Annotated in this window: 21 protein-coding genes; 13 read left to right on the top strand and 8 right to left on the bottom strand. The window is 71.7% G+C overall.

The window, feature by feature from the left end:
- Nucleotides 1-311 precede the first annotated feature (311 nt).
- Together AB0M83_RS34365 and AB0M83_RS34360 are read left to right on the top strand one after the other, a co-directional pair.
- Nucleotides 312-884, top strand: coding sequence for a sigma-70 family RNA polymerase sigma factor (locus AB0M83_RS34365; protein ID WP_364523513.1), 573 nt, complete (start codon nucleotides 312-314; stop codon nucleotides 882-884).
- A complete protein-coding gene (locus AB0M83_RS34360; protein ID WP_364523471.1) occupies nucleotides 885-1,829 on the top strand; it encodes an anti-sigma-D factor RsdA in 945 nt (314 codons plus the stop codon).
- A gap of 59 nt (nucleotides 1,830-1,888) precedes the next feature.
- On the opposite strand, the gene AB0M83_RS34355 is transcribed toward AB0M83_RS34360, so the two are convergent.
- Complete coding sequence (locus AB0M83_RS34355) at nucleotides 1,889-2,284, bottom strand: DUF5319 domain-containing protein (protein WP_285459698.1); 396 nt, start codon at nucleotides 2,282-2,284, stop codon at nucleotides 1,889-1,891.
- A 129-nt stretch (nucleotides 2,285-2,413) separates the two neighbouring features.
- Here AB0M83_RS34355 and guaB point away from each other — a divergent pair, with 129 nt between their 5' ends.
- The 3 genes from guaB (at nucleotide 2,414) to AB0M83_RS34340 (ending at nucleotide 5,947) form a co-directional block, all read left to right on the top strand.
- Entirely contained in the window at nucleotides 2,414-3,925 is a 1,512-nt protein-coding gene (gene guaB / locus AB0M83_RS34350) for an IMP dehydrogenase (RefSeq protein ID WP_364523469.1), read from the top strand.
- Nucleotides 3,926-4,066: 141 nt separating this feature from the next.
- Nucleotides 4,067-4,594, top strand: coding sequence for a hypothetical protein (locus AB0M83_RS34345; RefSeq protein ID WP_364523467.1), 528 nt, complete (start codon nucleotides 4,067-4,069; stop codon nucleotides 4,592-4,594).
- Nucleotides 4,595-4,813: 219 nt separating this feature from the next.
- The gene (locus AB0M83_RS34340; RefSeq protein ID WP_364523465.1) at nucleotides 4,814-5,947 is read left to right on the top strand and encodes a GuaB3 family IMP dehydrogenase-related protein; all 1,134 of its coding nucleotides are present in this window, start codon (nucleotides 4,814-4,816) and stop codon (nucleotides 5,945-5,947) included.
- Here AB0M83_RS34340 and AB0M83_RS34335 read toward each other — a convergent pair.
- Nucleotides 5,931-6,125 (bottom strand): DUF397 domain-containing protein, encoded by a 195-nt coding sequence (locus AB0M83_RS34335; RefSeq protein WP_364523463.1) that lies wholly within the window; start codon nucleotides 6,123-6,125, stop codon nucleotides 5,931-5,933. The genes AB0M83_RS34340 and AB0M83_RS34335 overlap by 17 nt on opposite strands.
- 164 nt (nucleotides 6,126-6,289) lie before the next feature.
- Here AB0M83_RS34335 and AB0M83_RS34330 point away from each other — a divergent pair, with 164 nt between their 5' ends.
- The 3 genes from AB0M83_RS34330 (at nucleotide 6,290) to AB0M83_RS34320 (ending at nucleotide 10,345) form a co-directional block, all read left to right on the top strand.
- The gene (locus AB0M83_RS34330) at nucleotides 6,290-7,999 is read left to right on the top strand and encodes a GMC family oxidoreductase (RefSeq protein WP_364523461.1); all 1,710 of its coding nucleotides are present in this window, start codon (nucleotides 6,290-6,292) and stop codon (nucleotides 7,997-7,999) included.
- A 10-nt stretch (nucleotides 8,000-8,009) separates the two neighbouring features.
- A complete protein-coding gene (locus tag AB0M83_RS34325) occupies nucleotides 8,010-8,723 on the top strand; it encodes a maleylpyruvate isomerase N-terminal domain-containing protein (protein ID WP_364523459.1) in 714 nt (237 codons plus the stop codon).
- Between the two features lie 101 nt (nucleotides 8,724-8,824).
- Nucleotides 8,825-10,345, top strand: a complete 1,521-nt coding sequence (locus tag AB0M83_RS34320) for an FAD-dependent oxidoreductase (RefSeq protein WP_364523457.1) — start codon at nucleotides 8,825-8,827, stop codon at nucleotides 10,343-10,345.
- Here the strand turns inward: AB0M83_RS34320 and AB0M83_RS34315 are convergent.
- Both AB0M83_RS34315 and AB0M83_RS34310 read right to left on the bottom strand, forming a co-directional pair.
- A complete protein-coding gene (locus AB0M83_RS34315; protein WP_364523455.1) occupies nucleotides 10,342-11,787 on the bottom strand; it encodes an aldehyde dehydrogenase family protein in 1,446 nt (481 codons plus the stop codon). The two genes, AB0M83_RS34320 and AB0M83_RS34315, sit on opposite strands and share 4 nt — an antisense overlap.
- A gap of 55 nt (nucleotides 11,788-11,842) precedes the next feature.
- A complete protein-coding gene (locus AB0M83_RS34310; protein ID WP_364523453.1) occupies nucleotides 11,843-12,877 on the bottom strand; it encodes a zinc-dependent alcohol dehydrogenase family protein in 1,035 nt (344 codons plus the stop codon).
- A gap of 75 nt (nucleotides 12,878-12,952) precedes the next feature.
- Between AB0M83_RS34310 and AB0M83_RS34305 the strand changes: the two genes are divergently transcribed.
- Entirely contained in the window at nucleotides 12,953-13,546 is a 594-nt protein-coding gene (locus AB0M83_RS34305; RefSeq protein ID WP_364523451.1) for a rhomboid family intramembrane serine protease, read from the top strand.
- Between the two features lie 52 nt (nucleotides 13,547-13,598).
- Here AB0M83_RS34305 and AB0M83_RS34300 read toward each other — a convergent pair whose 3' ends face one another.
- Both AB0M83_RS34300 and AB0M83_RS34295 read right to left on the bottom strand, forming a co-directional pair.
- Nucleotides 13,599-14,003 carry a hypothetical protein gene (locus AB0M83_RS34300; protein ID WP_364523449.1) on the bottom strand — a complete coding sequence of 135 codons (405 nt, stop codon included), beginning with the start codon at nucleotides 14,001-14,003 and terminating at the stop codon, nucleotides 13,599-13,601.
- Between the two features lie 129 nt (nucleotides 14,004-14,132).
- A complete protein-coding gene (locus AB0M83_RS34295) occupies nucleotides 14,133-14,678 on the bottom strand; it encodes a DinB family protein (protein ID WP_364523447.1) in 546 nt (181 codons plus the stop codon).
- Between the two features lie 108 nt (nucleotides 14,679-14,786).
- Here AB0M83_RS34295 and guaA point away from each other — a divergent pair, with 108 nt between their 5' ends.
- Complete coding sequence (gene guaA / locus AB0M83_RS34290) at nucleotides 14,787-16,343, top strand: glutamine-hydrolyzing GMP synthase (RefSeq protein WP_364523444.1); 1,557 nt, start codon at nucleotides 14,787-14,789, stop codon at nucleotides 16,341-16,343.
- Between the two features lie 68 nt (nucleotides 16,344-16,411).
- Here the strand turns inward: guaA and AB0M83_RS34285 are convergent, their stop codons facing one another.
- Complete coding sequence (locus AB0M83_RS34285; RefSeq protein WP_364523442.1) at nucleotides 16,412-16,657, bottom strand: hypothetical protein; 246 nt, start codon at nucleotides 16,655-16,657, stop codon at nucleotides 16,412-16,414.
- The gene (locus AB0M83_RS34280; protein WP_364523440.1) at nucleotides 16,650-17,939 is read right to left on the bottom strand and encodes a PspC domain-containing protein; all 1,290 of its coding nucleotides are present in this window, start codon (nucleotides 17,937-17,939) and stop codon (nucleotides 16,650-16,652) included. The genes AB0M83_RS34285 and AB0M83_RS34280 overlap by 8 nt, the downstream gene beginning before the upstream one ends.
- 135 nt (nucleotides 17,940-18,074) lie before the next feature.
- Here AB0M83_RS34280 and AB0M83_RS34275 point away from each other — a divergent pair, with 135 nt between their 5' ends.
- The 3 genes from AB0M83_RS34275 to AB0M83_RS34265 are packed head-to-tail and all read left to right on the top strand — an operon-like array spanning nucleotide 18,075 to nucleotide 20,585.
- Nucleotides 18,075-18,548, top strand: a complete 474-nt coding sequence (locus AB0M83_RS34275; protein WP_364523438.1) for a restriction endonuclease — start codon at nucleotides 18,075-18,077, stop codon at nucleotides 18,546-18,548.
- A gap of 53 nt (nucleotides 18,549-18,601) precedes the next feature.
- A complete protein-coding gene (locus AB0M83_RS34270) occupies nucleotides 18,602-19,897 on the top strand; it encodes a PspC domain-containing protein (protein ID WP_364523436.1) in 1,296 nt (431 codons plus the stop codon).
- Between the two features lie 7 nt (nucleotides 19,898-19,904).
- Entirely contained in the window at nucleotides 19,905-20,585 is a 681-nt protein-coding gene (locus tag AB0M83_RS34265) for a response regulator transcription factor (protein ID WP_364523434.1), read from the top strand.
- Nucleotides 20,586-21,076: the final 491 nt, after the last annotated feature.

Below are 21,076 nucleotides of genomic sequence, written 5' to 3'. Positions count from 1 at the left end.
TGTGTGGTCCCCATCACACTCCGGCGCCCACTCGGGCAGCCCCCGGGACGAAATCCCGTCCCGGCACCCGTCCCTCCGACGGAATTCGTAACCCGTGACGCGGCTCGTTCGTTGAGCCGGCGACATCGACCGCGGGTTCGCACGATGATCCGTATTTCCGCGCCTCCAGGCGGTGCGGCGCGCCGGGGAGCACCGCGCGCGCCGGTCCGCGGCGGGCCGAAGGTACGGTAGCGGTCACCGGTTCGAGGCGGAGGCGACCACGGGCCGGGTTCTTTGCACACCTACGCGTAACACTGGGACTGTTGTCTGCGATGGCCAATGTGGGGGATGGACTGGATGAACCGGTCGCCGCTGCTGTCGAGGGAGATCCCCAGGCAGTGGAGCGGTTGCTGGCTGCTATCCGTCCACTGGTAGTGCGGTATTGCCGCGCCCGGGTTGGCAGGCAGGAGCGATCCTTCGCTTCGGCGGACGACGTTGCGCAGGAGGTGTGTCTCGCGGTGCTAACGGCATTGCCCTCGTACCGCGACCAAGGCCGTCCGTTCCTGGCCTTCGTCTACGGGATCGCCCAGCACAAGGTGGCCGACGCGCACCGCGCGGCGGCACGGAACCGTGCCGAGCCGGTGGCCGAAATCCCCGACGAGATCGAAGTCGGGGTCGGTCCCGAGCAGCGGGCGCTGCAAGGTGAGCTGAACGAGCGGATGTCCCAGTTGTTGAAGGTGCTGCCGGACAAGCAGCGGGAGATCGTGGTGTTGCGCGTGGTCGTCGGCCTGTCGGCGGAGGAGACCGCGGACGCCGTGGGCTCGACCCCCGGTGCCGTCCGCGTCGCCCAGCACCGCGCCCTCGCGCGGCTGAGAAAGGTCCTGGCCGCGGAGGAGGTGATCTGAGTGACCGGTCACGAGAAGGGCTACGAGCCCGAAGACGTGTTCGGCAATGGCTTGTCGTCGTCGGAGGCGGAGTTCGCCGCCGATCTGTCGGCGGTCCAAGCGGACGACGCGCTGCTCGACGCGCTCGGCGGGTCCGACCCGGCGCTCGCCGACGGTCTCGGCGACCAGGAGCTCAACGCGTTGCTGGTGGCGTGGCGAAGAGACATCGACAGTGAGCCCCTGGCCGAACTGGTCGACGTCGACACCGCCGTGCGGACCGTCGCCACCGCGAGTCTCGCGAAGCGGCACGCTTCGAGCGGACGCCGCCGCAGGCTGCTCGTCCCGGTCGCCGTCGCCGCCGCCGTGCTGGCGATCGCGTTCACCGGCACCGGGCTGGCCGCGCGCTCCGCACAACCCGGCGACACCCTGTGGGGCCTGGCGAAGGTCCTGTACTCCGATCACACCCGCTCGGTCGAGGCCGCCGCGAACGCGAAGCTCGACCTCGAGAAGGCGAACCTGGCCATCGCCGGCGGCAACCTCGACGCCGCCCGCGAAGCCCTCGACGCCGCCCAGGCCGCGTTGTCGCAGGTCAGCGACGAAGACAACCGTGACCAGCTGATGGAACAGCACCGGCAGCTCGCCGCGCAGCTCCAGCACCCGGACGCGCCGGTCCAGGGCCCGATCCAGACCAGCTCGCCGCAGGTCCCGCCCGGCGGAGCCTCGTCGACGCAGGTGCCGCCGGCCGGCGGCTCGGCGACGTCCATCCCGGGCAGCGGCAGCGGCACCACCAGCCTGCCGGGCACCGGGACGCCGACCCCGACGCCCCCGCCGCCGACCACCGAACCGCCGCCGCCGACCACCGAGCCGCCGCCGAGCAGCACGGCCGCGAGCGGCAACGACCCCGGCACGAACACGGGCCGCAGCGAGTCCTCCGTCGGCGGGCAGAGCGTCGGCGAAGGCCAGTAGAAGACCTCAACACACGAAAAGGCCCTGGTGAGCAAGCTCACCAGGGCCTTTTCGCAGGTTCAGTAGGCGCTTTCGTTGGCCGTCACGCCGTCGGCGAAGCCCCGGCAGTAGTCCCAGCTCACGTAGTCGCCGGGGTTCGGGTCGTAGGCCGGCTCGTGCGGGCGCATGCGCCCGTCGGCCAGCAGCTGCTCCAGGCTGGCCCGCAGGAGGTGCCAGTCGTGGTAGTGCGGTTCGTCGCACTCACCGCAGTCGACGACGATCCCGCGGACTCCGCGAGGCTCGAGGAGTGCCTGGTAGACGGCCAGATCGGAGAGGTCGGCCAGCAGCTCCGTGCGTTCCTGGTCGCTGATCGGCTCGTCCAGCCGGTCCTCGTCGACGAGGAACGCCCGGGCCGGGTCGTCCGGATCGTCCGCGAACGGGTCTGGAGGCAGGACATCATGCGCCACGGCCTGCACGGTACCGGGCGGCCCCCGCGGCTCGCCCACCGCCCGGGCCGGGCCCACGCGGCGGATATCATGAGGGGAAGGCTCCGAGTCGCCACAGCGACCCCGCTCATCCCGCGCCAGGAAGGCCCTTCACCCGCTATGACCAGCGACGGCATCACCGCCCCCATGCCGGCCAAGTTCGCCATGCTCGGCCTGACCTTCGACGACGTGCTGCTGCTGCCGGCGGAATCGGACGTCGTGCCCAGCGCGGTGGACACCGGCACGCGGCTGACCCGGAACATCACCCTCGGCATCCCGCTGGTCTCCGCCGCGATGGACACCGTCACCGAGGCGCGGATGGCCATCGCCATGGCCCGCCAGGGCGGCATCGGCGTGCTCCAGCGCAACCTGCCGATCGACGAACAGGCCGCCGCCGTCGAGGTCGTGAAGCGGTCCGAGGCGGGCATGGTCACCGACCCGGTCACCTGCTCGCCCGACGCGACGCTGGCCGAGGTCGACGCGCTGTGCGCGAAGTTCCGCATCTCCGGGGTCCCGGTGGCCGACGCGTCCGGCACGCTGGTGGGCATCATCACCAACCGCGACATGCGGTTCGAGGTCGACCACAGCCGCCCGGTGTCCGAGGTCATGACGAAGGCGCCGCTGGTCACCGCCCAGGTCGGCGTGTCCGCGGACGCCGCACTCGGCCTGCTGCGCCGGCACAAGATCGAGAAGCTGCCGATCGTCGACGGCGCGGGCAAGCTGCGCGGGCTGATCACGGTCAAGGACTTCGTGAAGACCGAGCAGTACCCGAAGGCGACGAAGGACCCGGACGGCCGCCTGATCGTCGGCGCCGCGGTCGGCGTCGGCCCGGACGGCCACAAGCGCGCGATGGCGCTGGCCGACGCGGGCGTCGACGTCCTGATGGTCGACACGGCGCACGGGCACTCCCGCGCGGTCGTCGACACCGTCTCGCTGCTGAAGAAGGAGCTCGGCGACGCGGTCGACATCGTCGGCGGCAACGTCGCGACCCGGGCGGGTGCGCAGGCGCTGGTCGACGCGGGCGCGGACGGCGTCAAGGTCGGCGTCGGCCCGGGCTCCATCTGCACCACCCGGATCGTGGCGGGCGTCGGCGTCCCGCAGATCTCCGCGATCTACGAGGCCGACCAGGCGTGCCGCCCGGCGGGCGTCCCGGTGATCGGCGACGGCGGCATCCAGTACTCCGGCGACATCGCGAAGGCGATCGCGTCCGGCGCGTCGACGGTCATGCTGGGCAGCCTGCTGGCGGGTACCGCCGAGTCGCCCGGTGACCTGATCCTGGTCAACGGCAAGCAGTTCAAGGTCTACCGCGGCATGGGTTCGCTCGGTGCGATGCAGTCGCGTGGCCAGGCGAAGTCGTACTCCAAGGACCGCTACGCCCAGGACGACGTGCTGAGCGAGGACAAGCTGGTCCCTGAAGGCATCGAAGGCCGCATCCCGTTCCGCGGGCCGCTGGCCAACGTCGTGCACCAGCTCGTCGGCGGCCTGCGCTCGGGCATGGGCTACGCGGGCGCGAACACGATCGCCGAGCTGCAGGAGGCCCAGCTGGTCCGGATCACCGCGGCCGGCCTCAAGGAGAGCCACCCGCACGACATCACGATGACCGTCGAGGCCCCCAACTACACGACGAGGTAAGTCGCCGACTACCGGAAGCAGCGGAACCCGCACCTCGGACCGGTCCGAAGTGCGGGTTTCCCGCTGAGTCACCGTGACCCACAGTGCTTACGGTAATCGGCCTATCGCCTTGCGTGGCCGTCGTGGTGTGCACTGAACGGCATGACGATCAGCCGCTTCACGCGCGTGCTGCGCACGGTGTTCTTCACGGCCGTCGCACTCGTGTCGCTGTTCCTGGGCGGGATCGTCTGCCTGATGTGCCAGGTGCTGGCCGGCCGCGACGCGCCCACCTTCCGCGTCGACGGGCACATCGTGTCCCACGAGCAGGGAGCGCTCCCCGTCGGCGGCGACGAAGACGCGGTCAGCCACACCATCGCGGTCGACGCCGGGAACCGCCTCTACCGCGTCACGGCCGTCGGGCCCGACCTCGACCTGCCCGCCGGGCAGCCGGTCGCGCTCGACGTCTCGACGGCGGACGGCAGCATCGCCTACCTCCGCGCGGGCGGTGGCGTCATCGACCTGCGCCCGGGCGTGGTGCGGCCGGTGCTGCTGATCTGCGCGGCCCTGCTCGCCCTGGGCGCGATCTACTTCGGCGCGGTCCGGCTGAACGTCTATCCACCGGTGGCGACCTGGCTGGCCCTGGCGCTGGGGGCACTGCTCGCGCCGGTCGCCGTGTTCGTGCGGGTGTAGCCGACCGGGCGGGAAGCAGCCCCTGTCGAGACGCGGGGCCGGCACGTGGACGAGTCGACCGGCCACGGGACGACCTCGTCCTCCGCACGGCGTCCGGCGAGCGCTTCGAGAGGGCTGTCCCGCCGGTACTGCCGCTGTTCCAACCCCCGTGCGCGAGTCACCCACGCGGACTAGCGACAATGGGGCACGGCAGATTGTCGTCGTCGGAGGAGGCTTCACGTGCGGGACCTGGTCGAGATCGGGATGGGCCGCACCGCGCGGCGGGCTTATGACCTCGACGACGTCGAGATCGTGCCGTCGCGGCGGACCCGGTCGTCTTCGGTGGTGTCCACCTCCTGGCAGATCGACGCCTACCGCTTCGACCTGCCGCTCGTCACGCACCCGACGGACGCGATCGTCTCGCCCGGCACCGCGGTCGCCGTCGGCGAGCTGGGCGGCCTGGGCGTGCTCAACGCCGAAGGGCTCTGGGCGCGGCACGCGAACGTCGAGGACGCCATCTTCCAGCTGGTCCGCGCGGCCGAGGACCTCGAAGACCCGACCGCGGTCGGCCGCGTGCTGCAGGAGCTGCACGCCGCGCCGATCCGGCTCGACCTGCTGACCGAGGCGATCAAGACCGTCCGCGAGTCCGGCGTCACGGTCGCCGCGCGCGTCAGCCCGCAGCACGCCGCCGAGCTGACCCCGGACCTGATCGCGGCCGGCGTCGAGATCCTCGTCGTGCAGGGCACGATCATCTCCGCCGAGCACGTGGTGCGCGAGGCCGAGCCGCTGAACCTCAAGGACTTCATCGGCCGCCTCGACGTGCCGGTGATCGCCGGCGGCGTCAGCGACTACCGCACGGCGATGCACCTCATGCGCACCGGCGCCGCCGGCGTCATCGTCGGCCACGGCTACACCCCGGGCGTGACGAGCACCGACCGCGTCCTCGGCATCGGCGTCCCGATGGCGACGGCTATCATCGACGCCGCGGCCGCCCGCCGCGACTACCTCGACGAGACCGGCGGCCGCTACGTGCACGTCCTGGCGGACGGCGGCATGACGGTCTCCGGCGACATCGCGAAGGCCATCGCGTGCGGTGCGGACGCCGTCATGCTGGGCTCACCGCTGGCCGCCGCGTCGGACGCGCCCGGGCAGGGCCTCTACTGGACGGCGGCGGCCGCGCACCCGTCGCTGCCGCGCTCGCGCGTGGCGGCCGGGCCGGACTACGCCGTCGACCTCAAAACCCTGCTGTTCGGGCCGTCGTCCGACGCGGAAGGCGTGGTGAACCTTTTCGGGGCGCTGCGTCGTGCGATGGCGAAGACGGGCTACTCGGACCTCAAGGAGTTCCAGCGGGTGGGGCTCACCGTCCGCCGGTGACGTGGGCGAGGAACGCGGCGAAGGCCTCTTCGGAGTAGACGAGGATCGGGCGGGGCGCCGGCTGTTTGGTGTCCCGCACCCCGACGGCGCCGGGCGCGGAACCGATCTCCACGCAGGCGTTCTCTTCGAAGTGGCTGTGGCTCGACTTGCGCCAACCGGTGAGCTGGTGGGGGATCATCGTGGTCCCTCCCGGAAATCGTGTCCCGCCGGCGGGTCTCGCCGTTCGTGGACATCGAGCACTTTGATAATTACCCACAAACGTCACGATGGATGCGCCAAAACGGGTGACTCGTCAGTAACTTACCTCTGGTCAGGAAGAGCACCCCGGGTTAGGCTCAAGGTGTGACTGCCAGTAACACCACCACCAGTGCGGGTGGCCCCGACTACGACGTCGTCGTGGTGGGGTCGGGGTTCGGCGGCAGCGTCGCGGCGCTGCGGCTCACCGAAAAGGGCTACCGGGTAGCCGTCGTCGAGGCGGGCCGGAGGTTCGCCGACGACGAGTTCGCGAAGACGTCGTGGGATCTCAAGCGCTACCTGTGGGCACCGCAGGTCGGCTGCTACGGGATCCAGCGCATCCACATGCTCAACGACGTCATGGTGCTGGCCGGCGCCGGGGTCGGCGGCGGGTCGCTCGTCTACGCGAACACGCTGTACCGGCCGCTGAAGCCGTTCTACGCGGATCGGCAGTGGTCGCACATCACGGACTGGGAGTCCGAGCTCGCGCCGCACTACGACCAGGCCAGCCGCATGCTCGGCGTGGTCACGAACCCGACGATCACCCCGTCGGACGTCGTGATGCGCGACGTCGCGAAGGACATGGGCGTCGCCGATTCCTTCCACGCGACACCCGTCGGCGTCTACTTCGGCAAGCCGGGGGAGCGGGCGAAGGACCCGTACTTCGGGGGTGCCGGGCCCGCGCGCACCGGCTGCACCGAGTGCGGCTCCTGCATGACCGGCTGCCGCGTCGGCGCGAAGAACACGCTGGTCAAGAACTACCTCTACCTCGCGGAGCAGGACGGCGCGAAGGTCATCCCGCTGACGACGGTGACGTCCGTGCGCCCGGTCGGCGGCGGCTACGAGATCGACCTGAAGAAGACCGGGACGACGTCCAAGCGCTTCCGGACGACGATCACGGCCGAAAAGGTCGTCTTCGCCGCCGGCACCTGGGGCACGCAGAACCTGCTGCACAAGATGAAGGACACGGGCGCGCTGCCCAAGCTGTCGCGGCGGCTGGGGGAGCTGACCCGGACGAACTCCGAGGCGATCATCGGCGCGGCCCGCACCGAGGTCGACGAAAGCCGGAACTTCAGCCGCGGGGTCGCGATCACGTCGTCGATCCACCCGGACGAGAACACCCACATCGAGCCGGTGCGCTACGGCAAGGGCAGCAACGCGATGAGCCTGCTGCAGACGATCGCGACCGACGGCGCGTCGCCGGTGCCGCGCTGGCAGCAGCTGGTGCGGTTCCTGCTGAAGCACCCGGTCCAGTCGGCGCGGATGCTCAACGGCTACCGCTGGAGCGAGCGCACGGTGATCCTGCTGGTGATGCAGAGCCTGGACAACTCGATCACGACGTACACGAAGCGCGGGCTGTTCGGCCGGCGCAAGTACACGTCGAAGCAGGGGCACGGCGAGCCGAACCCGAGCTTCATCCCGGCCGGGCACGAAGCCAACCAGCGCACAGCCGAGCGCATCGGCGGCATCGCGGGCGGCACGTGGGGCGAGATCTTCGACATCCCGCTGACCGCGCACTTCATCGGCGGCGTCCCCATCGGCGCGTCCGCCGAGGAGGGTGTGATCGACCCGTACCACCGGGTGTTCGGCTACCCGGGCCTGTCGGTGGTCGACGGCGCGGCGATCACGGCCAACCTGGGCGTGAACCCGTCGCTGACGATCACGGCCCAGGCCGAGCGCGCGTTCTCGTTCTGGCCGAACAAGGGCGAGGCGGACCAGCGGCCTCCGCAGGACGCGTCGTACGTCCGCCTGGAGCCGGTGGCGCCGAAGAACCCCGCGGTCCCGGCGGACGCCCCGGCGGCACTGCGGCGGTCCTAGACTCGGGGCCGTGACGACGGCATCCGAAAAAGCGCACGCGCTGCTCGACGGGGTACGGAAGCTCGATGACGAATGGGCGCGGGCCATCGGGGGCCTCGGCGAGCCCGAACTGCGCGCGCCCAGCGCGTTGCCCGGCTGGTCGCGCGCCCACGTCCTCGCGCACGTCGCGCGCAACGCCGACGGCCTCAAGAATCTCCTCACCTGGGCGAACACCGGCGTCGAGACGCCGATGTACGCCAGCCCCGAGGCTCGCGAAGCGGACATCGAAGCCGGGGCCCAGCGCGGGGCCGCCGACATCCTCGCCGACTTCGTCGCTTCGGCCGCGCGCTTCGAGCAGTACGCCGCCGGGATGCCGGACGACGCCTGGGCGCGGGAGGCCCGCAACCGGCAGGGCGCGCCCGTCAGCGGGGCCGTCGTCGCGCGGATGCGGGTGTCCGAGCTGACCATCCACCTCGCCGACCTCGGCCGGGGTTACGACCTCGACCGCGTCCTGGGCCTGCTCGGCCCGCTCGCCGGGGAGGTCGTCCAGCACGCGATCACCTCCCGGGGCGCGCACCTGCCCGCGCTTCGCCTGGTCGCCGAGGGCATCGGGGAGTGGACGATGGGCGCCGCCCCCGGCGCGACCGTCACCGGCACGAGCGGGCAGCTCCTGGCCTGGCTGAGCGGGCGTTCCGGCGGCGAAGACCTCGACGGCGACGTGCCGCGGATCCCCGCCTGGTCGTGAACTGACCGCGACCGTCCTCCGTGTACCGATCAGGGGCGCGGATACCGGGATCCGCCCCTAAGCTGGGCATCCCCGGCAGCGAGGAGTCCGATGTGGACAGCGTGAGCAGGCCGGCCCGACCCGGCGGACGGCCGCCCGTCTCCGACCACCTGGACAGAAGGGCGTTCCTCCGGGTCGCCGGCGTGTCGGCGGCCGGTGCCCTCGCCGCCGCGTGCGGGCCGGGCACTCCTTCGGCTCCCGCCGCTTCGACGAGCGCGCCGCCGGTGACGACGTCCGGGCCGCCCGCCACGCAGCTGCCCACCGGCCCGCCCAACTGGGACGAGCTGCGCACCAAGCTGGCCGGTGGCCTGGTGCGCCCGGGCGGCGACGGCTACGGCACCGCCAAGCGCGCTTTCAACCCGCTCTTCGACGGCAACAACCCGATCGCGGTGGCGAGCGCGAGGAACGCCGAGGACGTGCAGGACTGCGTCCGCGCCGCCGCCGGGCGCGTGACGCTCGCCGCGCGCAGCGGCGGCCACTGCTACGCCGGCTACTCGGTCCCCGAGAGCGGGCTCGTCATCGACGTGGCCGCGCTGAACAAAGTGGAGATCCGGGGCACCCAGGCCGTCATCGGCGCCGGCGCGAAGCTGAAGGACGTCTACGCCGGACTGGCCCAGGCCGGCCGCGCGCTGCCCGCCGGCTCCTGCCCGACGGTCGGGATCGCCGGGCTGACCCTCGGCGGCGGCATCGGCGTGCTCTCCCGCAAGTACGGCCTGACCTGCGACCACCTGAGCTCCGCGCAGGTCGTCACGGCCGACGGCAGGCTGGTGACGGCGTCCGCGAGCTCCGAGCCGGACCTGTTCTGGGCGCTGCGCGGCGGGGGCGGCGGCAACTTCGGCATCGTCACCGAGTTCACCTTCGACACCGATCCGGCGCCGAACCTGACGGTGTTCTCGCTGCACTTCCCGTCCGGATCCGCGGCCGACGTGCTCGGCGTGTGGCAGCAGTGGATCGCCGCGACGCCGCCGGAGCTGTGGGCGAACATCGTGCTCTCCGGTGGCTCGCCGGTCCAGTGCCGGGTCGGCGGCTGCTACGTCGGCAACCCGCCGGGGTTGAACACGCTGCTGAACAACCTGGTCACGAACGCCGGCGCGCGGCCGACCCAGCGCACCGTGAAGAGCCTCGACTACCTCGGCGCCATGAACTACTTCTCCGGCAGCTCGGCCCGGCAGTCGTTCGTCGCGTCGTCGCGGATCATCACCAGCCCGGTCGATCCGGCGAAGGTCGTCGCCCTCGCCGACGGCCGGACGGGCATGGACCTGCTCATCGACGGCCTCGGCGGGAAGGTCGGCGAGCCGGCGAAGGACGCGACGGCCTTCTGGCACCGCGACGCGCTGGCCAGCGTGCAGATCTATGCGCCCGCGACGACGAAGAACCGGGCGAAGGTCGCGCAGTCGGTCGGCGACGTCGTCACGGGTCTCGCGGCGGCCGGCGCGGGCGGCGGGTACGTCAACTACATCGACCCGGCCCTGCCCGACTGGAAGGCCGCCTACTACGGCGACAACGCGAGACGGCTCGAGGACGTCTCGAAGAAGTACGACCCCTACAACGTCTTCCGGTTCGGGCAGAGCGTCGTCGCTTAGAGGTCGATGCCGGTGAAGACCGTGACGCGCTCCTCCGTCAGGTCGTGCATGGCCGCGAGGACGCCTTCACGCCCGACGCCGGAGCCCTTGACGCCGCCGTAGGGCATCTGGTCGGCGCGGTAGGACGGGACGTCGCCGATGATCACGCCGCCGACCTCGAGCTCCGCCGACGCGTGGAACGCCAGCTGTACGTCGGTGGTGAAGACGCCGGCCTGCAGGCCGTACGCGGAGGCGTTGACCGAGCGGAAGGCCTCGTCCACACCGTCCACAACGGACACCGCGAGCACCGGGCCGAAGATCTCCTCGGCCCACGCCTTGGCGTCCGGCGGGACGTCGGTGAGCAGGGTCGGAGCCACGGTCGCGCCGTCGCGGGTGCCGCCGGTGAGCAGCTTCGCGCCCGCGGCGACAGCGTCCTCGACCCACGCGACGATCCGCTCGGCGGCGGCTCCGTCGACTACCGGGCCGACGTCGGTGGCGCGGTCGTACGGGTCGCCGGTCCGCTGCGACTCGACGGCCTCCACCAGCGCGGGCACGAACTCCTCCGCGACGGCCGCGTCCACGATCACCCGCTGCACGGCGATGCAGGACTGCCCGGCCTGGTAGTTGCCGAAGGTGGCGATGCGGTGCGCGGCGCCTTCGGGGTCCGGCCAGTCGCGCAGCACGACGGCCGCCGCGTTGCCGCCGAGCTCCAGCACGACGTGCTTGCGCGGCGCGGCGTCCTTGAGCGACCAGCCGACCGGGCCCGAGCCGGTGAACGACACGACGGGCAGCCGCGGGTCGGCGACGAGCGCCTTCGTCTCTTCGTTCCCCAACGGCAGCACGGAAAACGACCCCTCGGGAAGGTCCGTCTCAGCCAGGATCTCGCCGAGGATCAACGCCGAGAGCGGGGTGCGCGGCGCCGGCTTGACGATGATCGGCGCGCCGATCGCCAGCGCCGGCGCCACCTTGTGCGCCACCAGGTTCAGCGGGAAGTTGAACGGCGCGATGCCGAGCACCGGCCCGCGCGGCACGCGGCGGGTCAGCGCCAGCCGCGCCTCGCCCGCCGGGTCGGTGTCGAGGCGCTGGACGTCGCCGGTGAACCGGCGGGCCTCCTCGGCGGCGATGCGGAACACCGACACCGCCCGCTTGACCTCGGCCTCGGCCCACTTGAGCGGCTTGCCGTTCTCGGCCGTGATCACTTCGGCGATCTCTTCGGCGCGGGCGGCGAGCACCCGGGACACGTGCTCGAGCGCGCCGGCGCGGACGTGCGCGGGGATGCTGCGCAGCTCCTTCGCGACCGACACCGCGGCGGCGACCGCGCGCTCGACCTGTTCCGGCCCGGGCACGGCGACCGTGGCGACCTCGCTGCCGTCGTACGGGTGGTGCACGACGAGAGTGGTGGCGCCCGGCTCCGGGCGGCCGGCGATCCAGGCGGGGCGCGGCTCGGGGGTGATCATGTCCATGCGTACCAACGTAATCCGGGTGGGTGGCACGCTGCCGAACCCCCACCCGGACGGGTCACGGCTTGATGAGCACCTTGAGCGCCTCGCGGTCGGCCATGGCGCGGTAGCCGTCCGGCACGCCTTCGACGTCGATCGTGCGGTCGAACACGCGACCCGGCTGGTACTTGCCGTCCAGGACGTCCGGCAGCAGTTCGGGGATGTAGTGCCGCGCCGGGGCGACCCCGCCGGTGACGGTGACGTTGCGGCGGAACACGCCCACGCCGATCGGCCCGTCCTCGTACTGCGGCAGGCCGACCCGGCTGACCGCGCCGCCCGCGCGCACGACCCCGACGCCCATTTCGAAGGCGCCCTTGGTGCCGACGCATTCGAGCACGGCGTGCGTGCCCTGGCCGTTCGTCAGCTCACGCACCTTTTCGATGCCTTCCTCGCCGCGCTCGGCGACGACGTCGGTCGCGCCGAACTCGCGGCCGAGGTCGGTTCGCGCCCGGTGGCGGCCCATGAGGACGATCCGGCCGGCGCCGAGGCGCTTCGCCGCGAGGACGGCGGAGAGCCCGACGGCGCCGTCACCGATGACGGTGACGTTCCGGCCCTCGCTCACGCGCGCCTTCACCGCGGCGTGGTGGCCGGTGGAGAAGACGTCGGACAGGGTCAGCATCGAGGCGAGCAGGTCGTCGTCCTCGGTGTGCGGGAGCTTGACGAGCGTGCCGTCGGCCTGCGGGACGCGCACGGCCTCGCCCTGGCCGCCGTCGACACCCTTCGCGCCCCAGCCGCCGCCGTGCAGGCACGACGTCTGCAGGCCTTCGCGGCAGAACTCGCAGGTGTTGTCGGACCAGACGAACGGCGCGACGGCGAGGTCGCCCTTCTTGACGCTTCGGACGTCGGCGCCGGTCTCCTCGACGATCCCGAGGAACTCGTGGCCGATCCGGCGGCCGTGCTCGCTCGGCTTCATGCCGGCGTACGGCCAGAGGTCGCTGCCGCAGATGCAGGACCGGACGACCCGCAGGACGACGTCGGTCGGCTCCACCAGCTTCGGGTCGGGAACGGTCTCGACCCGGACGTCGCCGGCGCCGTAGATGACTGTCGCTCGCATGCCGGGGCCTTTCCCGTGGAGGTTCGTGACAAACGTCGGGGGTGCGGTGGCGCTGTCGCGCCTAGATTTTCGGCCATGACCACGCGCAGCGCATCTCGCACCCCATTCGGGGCACTGGCCACCGGGGCCCGCCGCCCGTACCTCACCGCCGCGGTGTTCCTGGTGACGCTGGCGTGCGGGATCGCGCAGCTCGCGCACCGCCCGCTGTACGACGCGGTGGTCCGCGACGCGGCGCGCATCGACGACGGCGAGTGGTACCGCCTGGTCACCGGGATGTTCTTCCAGGACGGCTGGGCGTTCGGGCTGGTCTCGAACCTGCTCTGGCTGGCCGTGTTCGGCACGCTCGCCGAGCGCGTGTTCGGCCGCGGTCGCTGGCTGGTCCTCTACTTCGGCTGCGGCCTGTTCGGGCAGTTCATGAGCTACGTCTGGCTCAACCCGGTCGGCGCGGGCAACTCGATGTGCGTGACCGGTCTGATCGGCGCACTCGCGGTGGTCGTCATCGTGGCGTCACGGCGCTACGGCGTGGTGCTGCCGATGCAGTTCCGGGTCATGGCGTTCGCGGTGCCGGTGCTGGCCGTGGCCGACACGGTCGTCCACGACAACCACGGTCTCCCGTGCCTGCTGGGGATGGCCCTCGGCTTCCTGCTGCTGCCGCGGCGGACCCGTTGACCGCGGACGGGCCGGAGCCCTCGTGGGGGTGGCTCCGGCTCGTCCGTCTCCCTCAGCCCGGGTAGTGGCCGCCGAGCCGGCACCAGTGCGCGACCAGGTGCGGCTGCACCGGCAGCGCGAGGATTTCGGCGAGGTCCGCTTCGGCCCGGCGAGCCGCTTCCTCGGTGTGGTCCCACTCCTGCTCTTCCCGCCGGGCGTTCGAACCCAGCGCCCCGACCAGCTGCTCCGCCCGGGCCTGGGCGGCGGCGATCCGGTCGCACCGCAGCTCATCGGCGCGGCCCAGGTCCTCGGTGTGCCGGGCGTCGAGGACGATCCCGCCTCCCGAGCGCACGCCGCACCGGACGGCGATCCGCAAGAGGTCGTTGCTGAACGCGCGCGTTTCGGCGGGCACCCACGACAGCCGTTCCCAGTCGGGTTGGGGCTGGTCGTCGGCGCGGCAGACCGCGTACCCGGGCACGTCACACCAAGTCAGACGGTCGGGCGGGCGGAGTCGGTAGAGCATGCGCGTCCCCTCGGCGCGGCGGCTCCGGCCGGAGCCGCCCTCGATACCCGGTGAATCGGGCCGATGGTGACTCGGCGTTACAGATCACCGGCCGCGGCGGAGATCGCGCAGCAGCAGGACTTCGGCGCAGTGGTGGATCATCTCGCGGTGGATGTGCAGCACCAGCGTGGCCATCGGGTACTCGGCGTACGGGCCCTCCGCGGGGCCGCACGGCCTCGCGAGCGCGTCGTCGTCGAGGGATTTCACCCCTTCGAGCCACCGGGCGTAGTACTCGTCCAGCAGCGCGATCGCCTCGGCCGCGGTGCCCGGGTACGGGTAGTCGTCGTAGGTCATGGCGGGGCCGCCGAAGTGCGACGCGATCCGCATTCCCAGGACGCCGACGAGGATGTGGCCGAGCCGCCACGCGATCGTCGTGACCGGCGGCGGCGTGGGCTCCGGGAAGGCGAAGTCGATCGTGAACGGACCCGTGCCCGGTTCGTCGTCGGACTCGCGCGCCCGCACGGTCCAGCAGCCCTTCACCGGCTCCCAGAAGTACTCGTCGTCGGTGAGCCCTTCGAGCTTCGGGCGCACCAGGACGTTCCAGTGGAAGTCGAGCTGGTCGGTCAGTTCCTTCGTCCAGTTCACAGCCATAGCGGGCACCGTAGGCCCGATCGAGGACAGCGGCGGCCCTGAATCCCGGGTGACCCAGCCCACCTGGGACGATGGAGGGGAAACCCGCCGCTGCCAGGAGGTCCTCAGGTGCCCAACCCCACCGGTCCGGTTCTCGTCGTGGACTTCGGGGCGCAGTACGCGCAGCTGATCGCCCGGCGCGTCCGCGAGGCGCAGATCTACTCGGAGGTCGTGCCGCACAGCGCGTCCACCGAAGAGATCCTCGCGAAGAACCCCGCGGCCATCATCCTTTCCGGCGGCCCCTCGAGCGTGTACGCCGAAGGCGCCCCGGGCATGGACCCGAAGCTCACCGAAGCCGGCGTCCCGATGTTCGGCATCTGCTACGGCCACCAGCTGCTGGCCAGCGCGCTCGGCGGGGTCGTCGAGCCGACCGGCGTCCGCGAGTTCGGCCGCACCGAGGTCCGCGTGACCGGGGACGGCGGCGTCCTGCACGCCGGTCTGCCCGCGCACCAGCCCGCCTGGATGAGCCACAACGACAGCGTCACCAAGGCCCCGGAGGGCTCGGTCGTCACGGCGTCTTCGGACGGCGCTGAAGTCGCCGGCTTCGAGGACGTCAAGCGCCGCTTCGCCGGCGTCCAGTACCACCCGGAAGTCGCGCACTCGCCGCACGGCCAGGAAGTACTGCGCCGGTTCCTGCGCGACATCGCCGGCATCGAGCCGCAGTGGACGACGTCGTCGATCGTCGAGGAGCAGGTCAAGCGGATCAGCGACCAGATCGGCGACGGCCGCGCGATCTGCGGCCTGTCCGGCGGCGTCGACTCCGCCGTCGCGGCCGCTTTGGTGCAGCGTGCCATCGGTGACCGGCTGACCTGCGTGTTCGTCGACCACGGCCTGCTGCGCGCGGGCGAGCGCACCCAGGTGGAGCAGGACTTCGTCTCCGCCACCGGGGTCAACCTCGTCACCATCGACGCGCGGGAACGCTTCCTCGACGCGCTCGCCGGCGTCACCGACCCGGAGCAGAAGCGCAAGATCATCGGCCGCGAGTTCATCCGCGTCTTCGAGCAGGCCGAGCGCGACCTGAAGGCCCAGGGCGACTACAAGTTCCTGGTCCAGGGCACGCTCTACCCGGACGTCGTCGAGTCCGGCGGCGGCGAGGGCACCGCCAACATCAAGAGCCACCACAACGTCGGCGGCCTGCCGGACGACCTGCAGTTTGAGCTGGTCGAGCCGCTGCGGCTGCTGTTCAAGGACGAGGTCCGCCGCGTCGGCCTGGAGCTGGGCCTGCCCGAGACGATCGTCCAGCGCCAGCCGTTCCCCGGCCCCGGCCTGGGCATCCGCATCATCGGCGCGGTCGATCAACACCGTCTCGACATCCTCAGGACGGCCGACCTGATCGCGCGTGAGGAGCTGACGGCGGCCGGGCTGGACCGCAGCATCTGGCAGTGCCCGGTGGTGCTGCTCGCCGACGTCCGCAGCGTCGGCGTCCAGGGCGACGGCCGGACCTACGGGCACCCGATCGTCCTGCGGCCGGTGTCGTCCGAGGACGCGATGACCGCGGACTGGACCCGGCTGCCCTACGAAGTCCTGGAGCGCATCTCGACCCGCATCACCAACGAGGTGGCGGAGGTCAACCGGGTGGTCCTGGACGTGACGTCCAAGCCGCCGGGCACCATCGAGTGGGAGTAAGCCCCTAGACAGGACTCGAGGCCCTGGCGTGGGATCCAGGGCCTCGAGAGTGAGTGGCGGTTATCGGTTCAGCGTCGGCGTTTGCTGCCGAACGACGCGCCGAGGAGCAGCAGCCCCACGAACACCGCGCCGCCGGCGATCACCCAGCGGAAGTCGAACTGCGGCAGCCAGCTCGCGCCGTCCGAAAGGACGTAGGCGGACACGAGCAGCGTCGCGATCCCGACGATCAGGGTGAAGACGTCCAGCCCGCCGCGTTTCGCGGGCGGCTGGGTTTCCGCCGGGTTGTCGTAGGCGTAGGGGTTCTGGTCAGCCACGGCGCACCTCCACGTTGCCCACGCTGTTCTTCACGTGCAGGGTGATCTGCTGGCCGCCGGGGCCGTCCTTGCCGTAGTCGATGCCGGTCAGCGCGTCCTGGCTGATGCCGTCGGTGGAGCGGTCGAAGCACTCCGTCGAGCCGGCGCCGGTGTGGCAGTCGTAGGTGACGTCCGCCGTGTCCGGCACGATGACGGTGGTGTCGCCCGCGCCGTTGACCACGTTGGTGGTGATCGCGGGGGAGCCGGCCGGCAGCTCGGTCAGGTCGACGTCGAGGTCGCCCGCCGCGTGCTGGTAGAGCGGCTTCACGTCGGCCATGGAATGCGGGGTCAGGCTGAGGTCGCCCGCGCCGCCGCGGAAGTCGAAGTTCTCGAACGGCACGGTCGTCAGCACCATCCCGGCGATCGCGAGCGGAACCGCGAGGCCGATCAGGCCGCGCCCGCCGCGGGCGAACGCGCCGGTGACCAGGCCGATCCCGACCACACCGAGCACCAGGCCGATGACGTGCTGCGCGGAGAACCAGCTCGCGCCGTTGAGGTTCGCCAGCACGCCACCACCGGCGGTCAGCACGGCGAGCGCGAAGGTCACCGAGCCGACCTTGGAGTTGCGGCGCCGCTCGGGCCGCTGATAGGCCCGCGGCGAGGGCGGAGGCGGCGGCTGCGTCGACGGCGGGTCGGGCAGGTCCCAGCCGGCCGGGTCGGCGGCGAGCGGGTCCCACCCCGGCTTCGCCTCCGCTTCGGCGGCCGCGGTCGCGGTGTCGGTCATGGTGAAGGCTCCGTTCCCGGTGAAGGCTTGTGTCCGCGGGACGACCGGAGCGGGCCGGTTCTCCTGGCCGCGGTTGCGGTGCAGCAGGTAGAGCGCGATGGTGATGAGCGCGAAGCTGATGAGAGCGCCGCCGTCGAACCACGAACCGCTGAAGCTGCCCCCGACGCTGACGACGGTGAGCACGCCGAGCACGACGGCGAAGGCCGGCGACACCGACGACCGGCCGCGTCCGATCAGGGCTTCGAAGCCGGAGACCTCGTCGCTTTCGCCGGGCAGGAAGAGCCACCCCAGCAGGTAGAAGGGAACGCCGAAGCCGCCGAAGATCGTCGCGACCACCAGGGCGATCCGCACGACGACGGGATCGATCCCGTACCGGTACCCGATGGCGGCGGCCACCCCGGCCACCTTCCGCCCGGCGTGCGGCCGCCTCGGCCGGCTCACCCAGAAGTCCTTCACGGTCTCCTCGAAGCCGTTCAACGGACTCGGCTTCGGTGCCCGTGTCTCACTCGCACCACTCATACCGAAGAGCATGCGCCACGGGCGGCGGGCGGACATCCGGGATGGTCCCTGAGGTTTCCCGGAGAGCGTCTCGGGGCCAGGTGCAACGAGCGAGTTCCGGCCCTCTCGCTCGTCGGTGGCGCCGCTGCGCTCGGGGTGACGGTCTACGGGCTCGTGCTGTGGCAGCAGCGACGGGCGCGGGAAACCCGGCAGGCGTGGGAGCTCGACGTCGCCCGGTCGCAGGAGATCGCGCGCTACCACGCGATGGCGCCGAACGAGTTCGAGCGTGCGCTCGCGTTCCTGTGCGCGCGGGACGGGTGCTCCCGGGCCGAGGTCACCGGCCGAGCCGGCGACCTCGGCGCGGACGTCGTCGCCTATGCGCCCGACGGCCGCAAGATCGCGCTCCAGGCGAAGCGGTTCAGCGGAACCCACAAGGTCGGCGGGCCGGACCTGCAGCGGTTCGGCGGCACCTGCTACACCGTGCACGGCGCCCGCGTCGCCGCCGTGGTCACCACCTCGACGTTCACGAAACAAGCCCGGCAGTACGCCGCTCACCACGGCATCCGCCTGGTCGACGTGCACGCTCTCGCCGCCTGGGCGAGCCGGACCGGTCCGGCTCCCTGGCACTGATCGTGGCGGTCCGGGATTTTCCCCGATGCACCCGCGCACGACCACGTGTGACCATGGACCTCGTGCAGGATGCCCTCGACCACGTAACCCCCGACCAGGTGGCCGTCCCGGAGAAGCCCAAGATGTTCCGGCGCCGGTCCGGGCGGGCGATCGCCGGGGTCGCCGGGGGGCTCGCCGATCACCTCGGGGTGCCCGTCGTCTGGGTGCGGACGGCCTTCGCGCTGCTCGCCGCCCTGAACGGCGCCGGCCTGCTCGCCTACGGGCTCCTCTGGGTCTTCGTCCAGCAGCAGACCGAAGAAACCGCCAAGGCACCCACTTCGAAGGAGCGCCAGCAGGCGTTCGGCCTGATCGCGCTCGGCGTCGGCCTCGCCGTCGCCAGCGGGACGCTCACCGGGTTCATCAGCGGCTGGGTCGCCGTGCCGCTCGCCGTCGCGATGATCGGTCTCGCCGTCGTCTGGCGCGAGGCCGACGAGTCGCAGCGCCGCCGTTGGCGCGTCGGCGCGAAGGACGGCTTCGCGGGCGCCTTCCTCGGCGGGGGCGGCTGGTCGGCCGCGATCCGGATCGTCGCCGGCGTCGCGCTGGTGATCACCGGCATCGGCGTCGTCGTGCTCCGCAGCGGCAGCCTCGACCAGGTCCAGTTCGCCCTGATCGCCGTCATCGCGACGCTCATCGGCGTCGCCGTGCTGACCATCCCGTTCTGGCTGCGGCTGGTCCGCGACCTCTCCGACGAGCGCAAGGCCCGCATCCGCACCGACGAACGCGCCGAGATCGCCGCGCACCTGCACGATTCCGTCCTGCAGACCCTCGCGCTGATCCAGAAGCAGAGCGAGCAGCCGCGCGAGGTCGCGCGGCTCGCCCGCAGCCAGGAACGCGAGCTGCGCGGCTGGCTCTACGGCCCGAACGGCTACGGCAAGCCGGCCGAGATGGGCGAGGAAACCCCGACCACCGGGCAGCTGTCCGAAGCGCTCGCCACGGCGTGCGGCGAGGTCGAGGACACGTTCGCGATCTCCGTCGGCCAGGTCGTCGTCGGCGACGCCGAGCTGGACGACTCGCTGGTGGCGCTGGTCCAGGCCGCGCGCGAAGCGATCGTCAACGCCGCGAAGCACGCCGGCGTCGAAGAGGTCAGCGTCTTCGCCGAGGTCGAGCCGACGGCGGTGACGGTGTTCGTCCGCGACCGCGGCAAGGGCTTCGACCCGGACCTGGTCCCCGACGACCGCCACGGGCTCGCCGACTCGATCCGCGGCCGGATGACCCGGCACGGCGGCACGTGCAAGGTCCGCACCGCGCCGGGGGAGGGCACCGAAGTGCAGCTCGCCATGCCGGTGAAAGCGGCCAAGGGGGCAGCGTGAGGCGGCTATGCTCGAACTCGTGACTGACAGCCAGCGTGAACCGGTGAAGGTGTTCCTGGTCGACGACCACGCGCTGTTCCGCGCGGGCGTCCGCACCGAGCTCGACTCGATCACGGACGAAGTCCGCGTCGTCGGCGAGGCCGGTTCGGTGGCCGAGGCGGTGGCAGGCATCGCCCGCACGAAGCCCCAGGTGGTGCTGCTCGACGTCCACATGCCCGACGGCGGCGGCGCCGAGGTGCTGCGCCGCGTCCGCCCGGAGCTGCCGGACGTGGTGTTCCTGGCGCTGTCGGTGTCCGACGCGGCGGAGGACGTCATCGTGGTCATCCGCGCGGGCGCCCGCGGGTACGTCACGAAGACGATCTCGTCGAAGGAGCTGGTCCGCGCGGTGGTCCGCGTCTCGGACGGCGACGCGGTGTTTTCCCCGCGCCTGGCGGGCTTCGTCCTGGACGCGTTCGCCGACCGCCCGGGCTCGGCCCCGATCAACGACCCCGAGCTGGACCTCCTGACCCCCCGCGAGCGCGACGTCCTGCGCTTGCTGGCGCGCGGGTACGCGTACAAGGAGATCGCGTCGGAGCTGTTCATCTCGGTGAAGACCGTCGAGACGCACGTGTCGAGCGTGCTGCGGAAGACCCAGCTCTCGAACCGCTACGAGCTTTCCCGCTGGGCCTCCGACCGCCGCCTGGTCTGAGAGCGGGCGAACAGTTCGCTCGCGCTGCCGTGCCTGTTGCGAAGGGGCTGTTCGCGGTGCCAGCCGTCGCGAGCGTCCGCTTGTGCAACCCCTGCCCGCCTCGACGGGGGCCGGTCGCGAACGGGTCCATTCGCGCCCCGCAGGCGACGAGAACGACCGAGCTCTCCCGCTGGGCCTCCGACCGTCGCCTGGTCTGAGAGCGGCCGAACAGTTCGCTCGCGCTGCCGTGCCTGTTGCGAAGGGGCTGTTCGCGCTGTCAGCCGTCGGGAGCGGTCCGCTTGTGCCACCCCACCCGTCTCGACGAGGGCAGCTACGAACGGTCCACTCGCGCCTCGCAGGCGACGAGAACGACCGAGCTTTCCCGCTGGGCCTCCGACCGCCGCCTGGTCTGACCCTTCACTGGTGGACGTTAGGGGAGGACAGGCGTACACGTCTTGTCTGCACCCCGGGCCTGCCAGGTCACTGCCGAGCTGACCACGTCACCCTGCCGG

Source organism: Amycolatopsis sp. NPDC051106, from assembly GCF_040682775.1.
Taxonomy (GTDB): domain Bacteria; phylum Actinomycetota; class Actinomycetes; order Mycobacteriales; family Pseudonocardiaceae; genus Amycolatopsis.
This window is presented reverse-complemented; position numbering and strand designations above follow the sequence as displayed.

Excerpts from the sequence above, each read along its gene's own strand:
- AB0M83_RS34345 (WP_364523467.1), top strand. The coding sequence starts at position 4,067 with ATGACGATCAGCCGCTTCACGCGCGTGCTGCGCACGGTGTTCTTCACG.
- AB0M83_RS34315 (WP_364523455.1), bottom strand. The coding sequence starts at position 11,787 with ATGGACATGATCACCCCCGAGCCGCGCCCCGCCTGGATCGCCGGCCGC.
- AB0M83_RS34270 (WP_364523436.1), top strand. The coding sequence starts at position 18,602 with ATGGACCTCGTGCAGGATGCCCTCGACCACGTAACCCCCGACCAGGTG.
- AB0M83_RS34295 (WP_364523447.1), bottom strand. The coding sequence starts at position 14,678 with ATGGCTGTGAACTGGACGAAGGAACTGACCGACCAGCTCGACTTCCAC.
- AB0M83_RS34365 (WP_364523513.1), top strand. The coding sequence starts at position 312 with ATGGCCAATGTGGGGGATGGACTGGATGAACCGGTCGCCGCTGCTGTC.
- AB0M83_RS34335 (WP_364523463.1), bottom strand. The coding sequence starts at position 6,125 with ATGATCCCCCACCAGCTCACCGGTTGGCGCAAGTCGAGCCACAGCCAC.
- AB0M83_RS34280 (WP_364523440.1), bottom strand. The coding sequence starts at position 17,939 with ATGAGTGGTGCGAGTGAGACACGGGCACCGAAGCCGAGTCCGTTGAAC.
- AB0M83_RS34310 (WP_364523453.1), bottom strand. The coding sequence starts at position 12,877 with ATGCGAGCGACAGTCATCTACGGCGCCGGCGACGTCCGGGTCGAGACC.
- guaB (WP_364523469.1), top strand. The coding sequence starts at position 2,414 with ATGACCAGCGACGGCATCACCGCCCCCATGCCGGCCAAGTTCGCCATG.
- AB0M83_RS34265 (WP_364523434.1), top strand. The coding sequence starts at position 19,905 with ATGCTCGAACTCGTGACTGACAGCCAGCGTGAACCGGTGAAGGTGTTC.
- AB0M83_RS34305 (WP_364523451.1), top strand. The coding sequence starts at position 12,953 with ATGACCACGCGCAGCGCATCTCGCACCCCATTCGGGGCACTGGCCACC.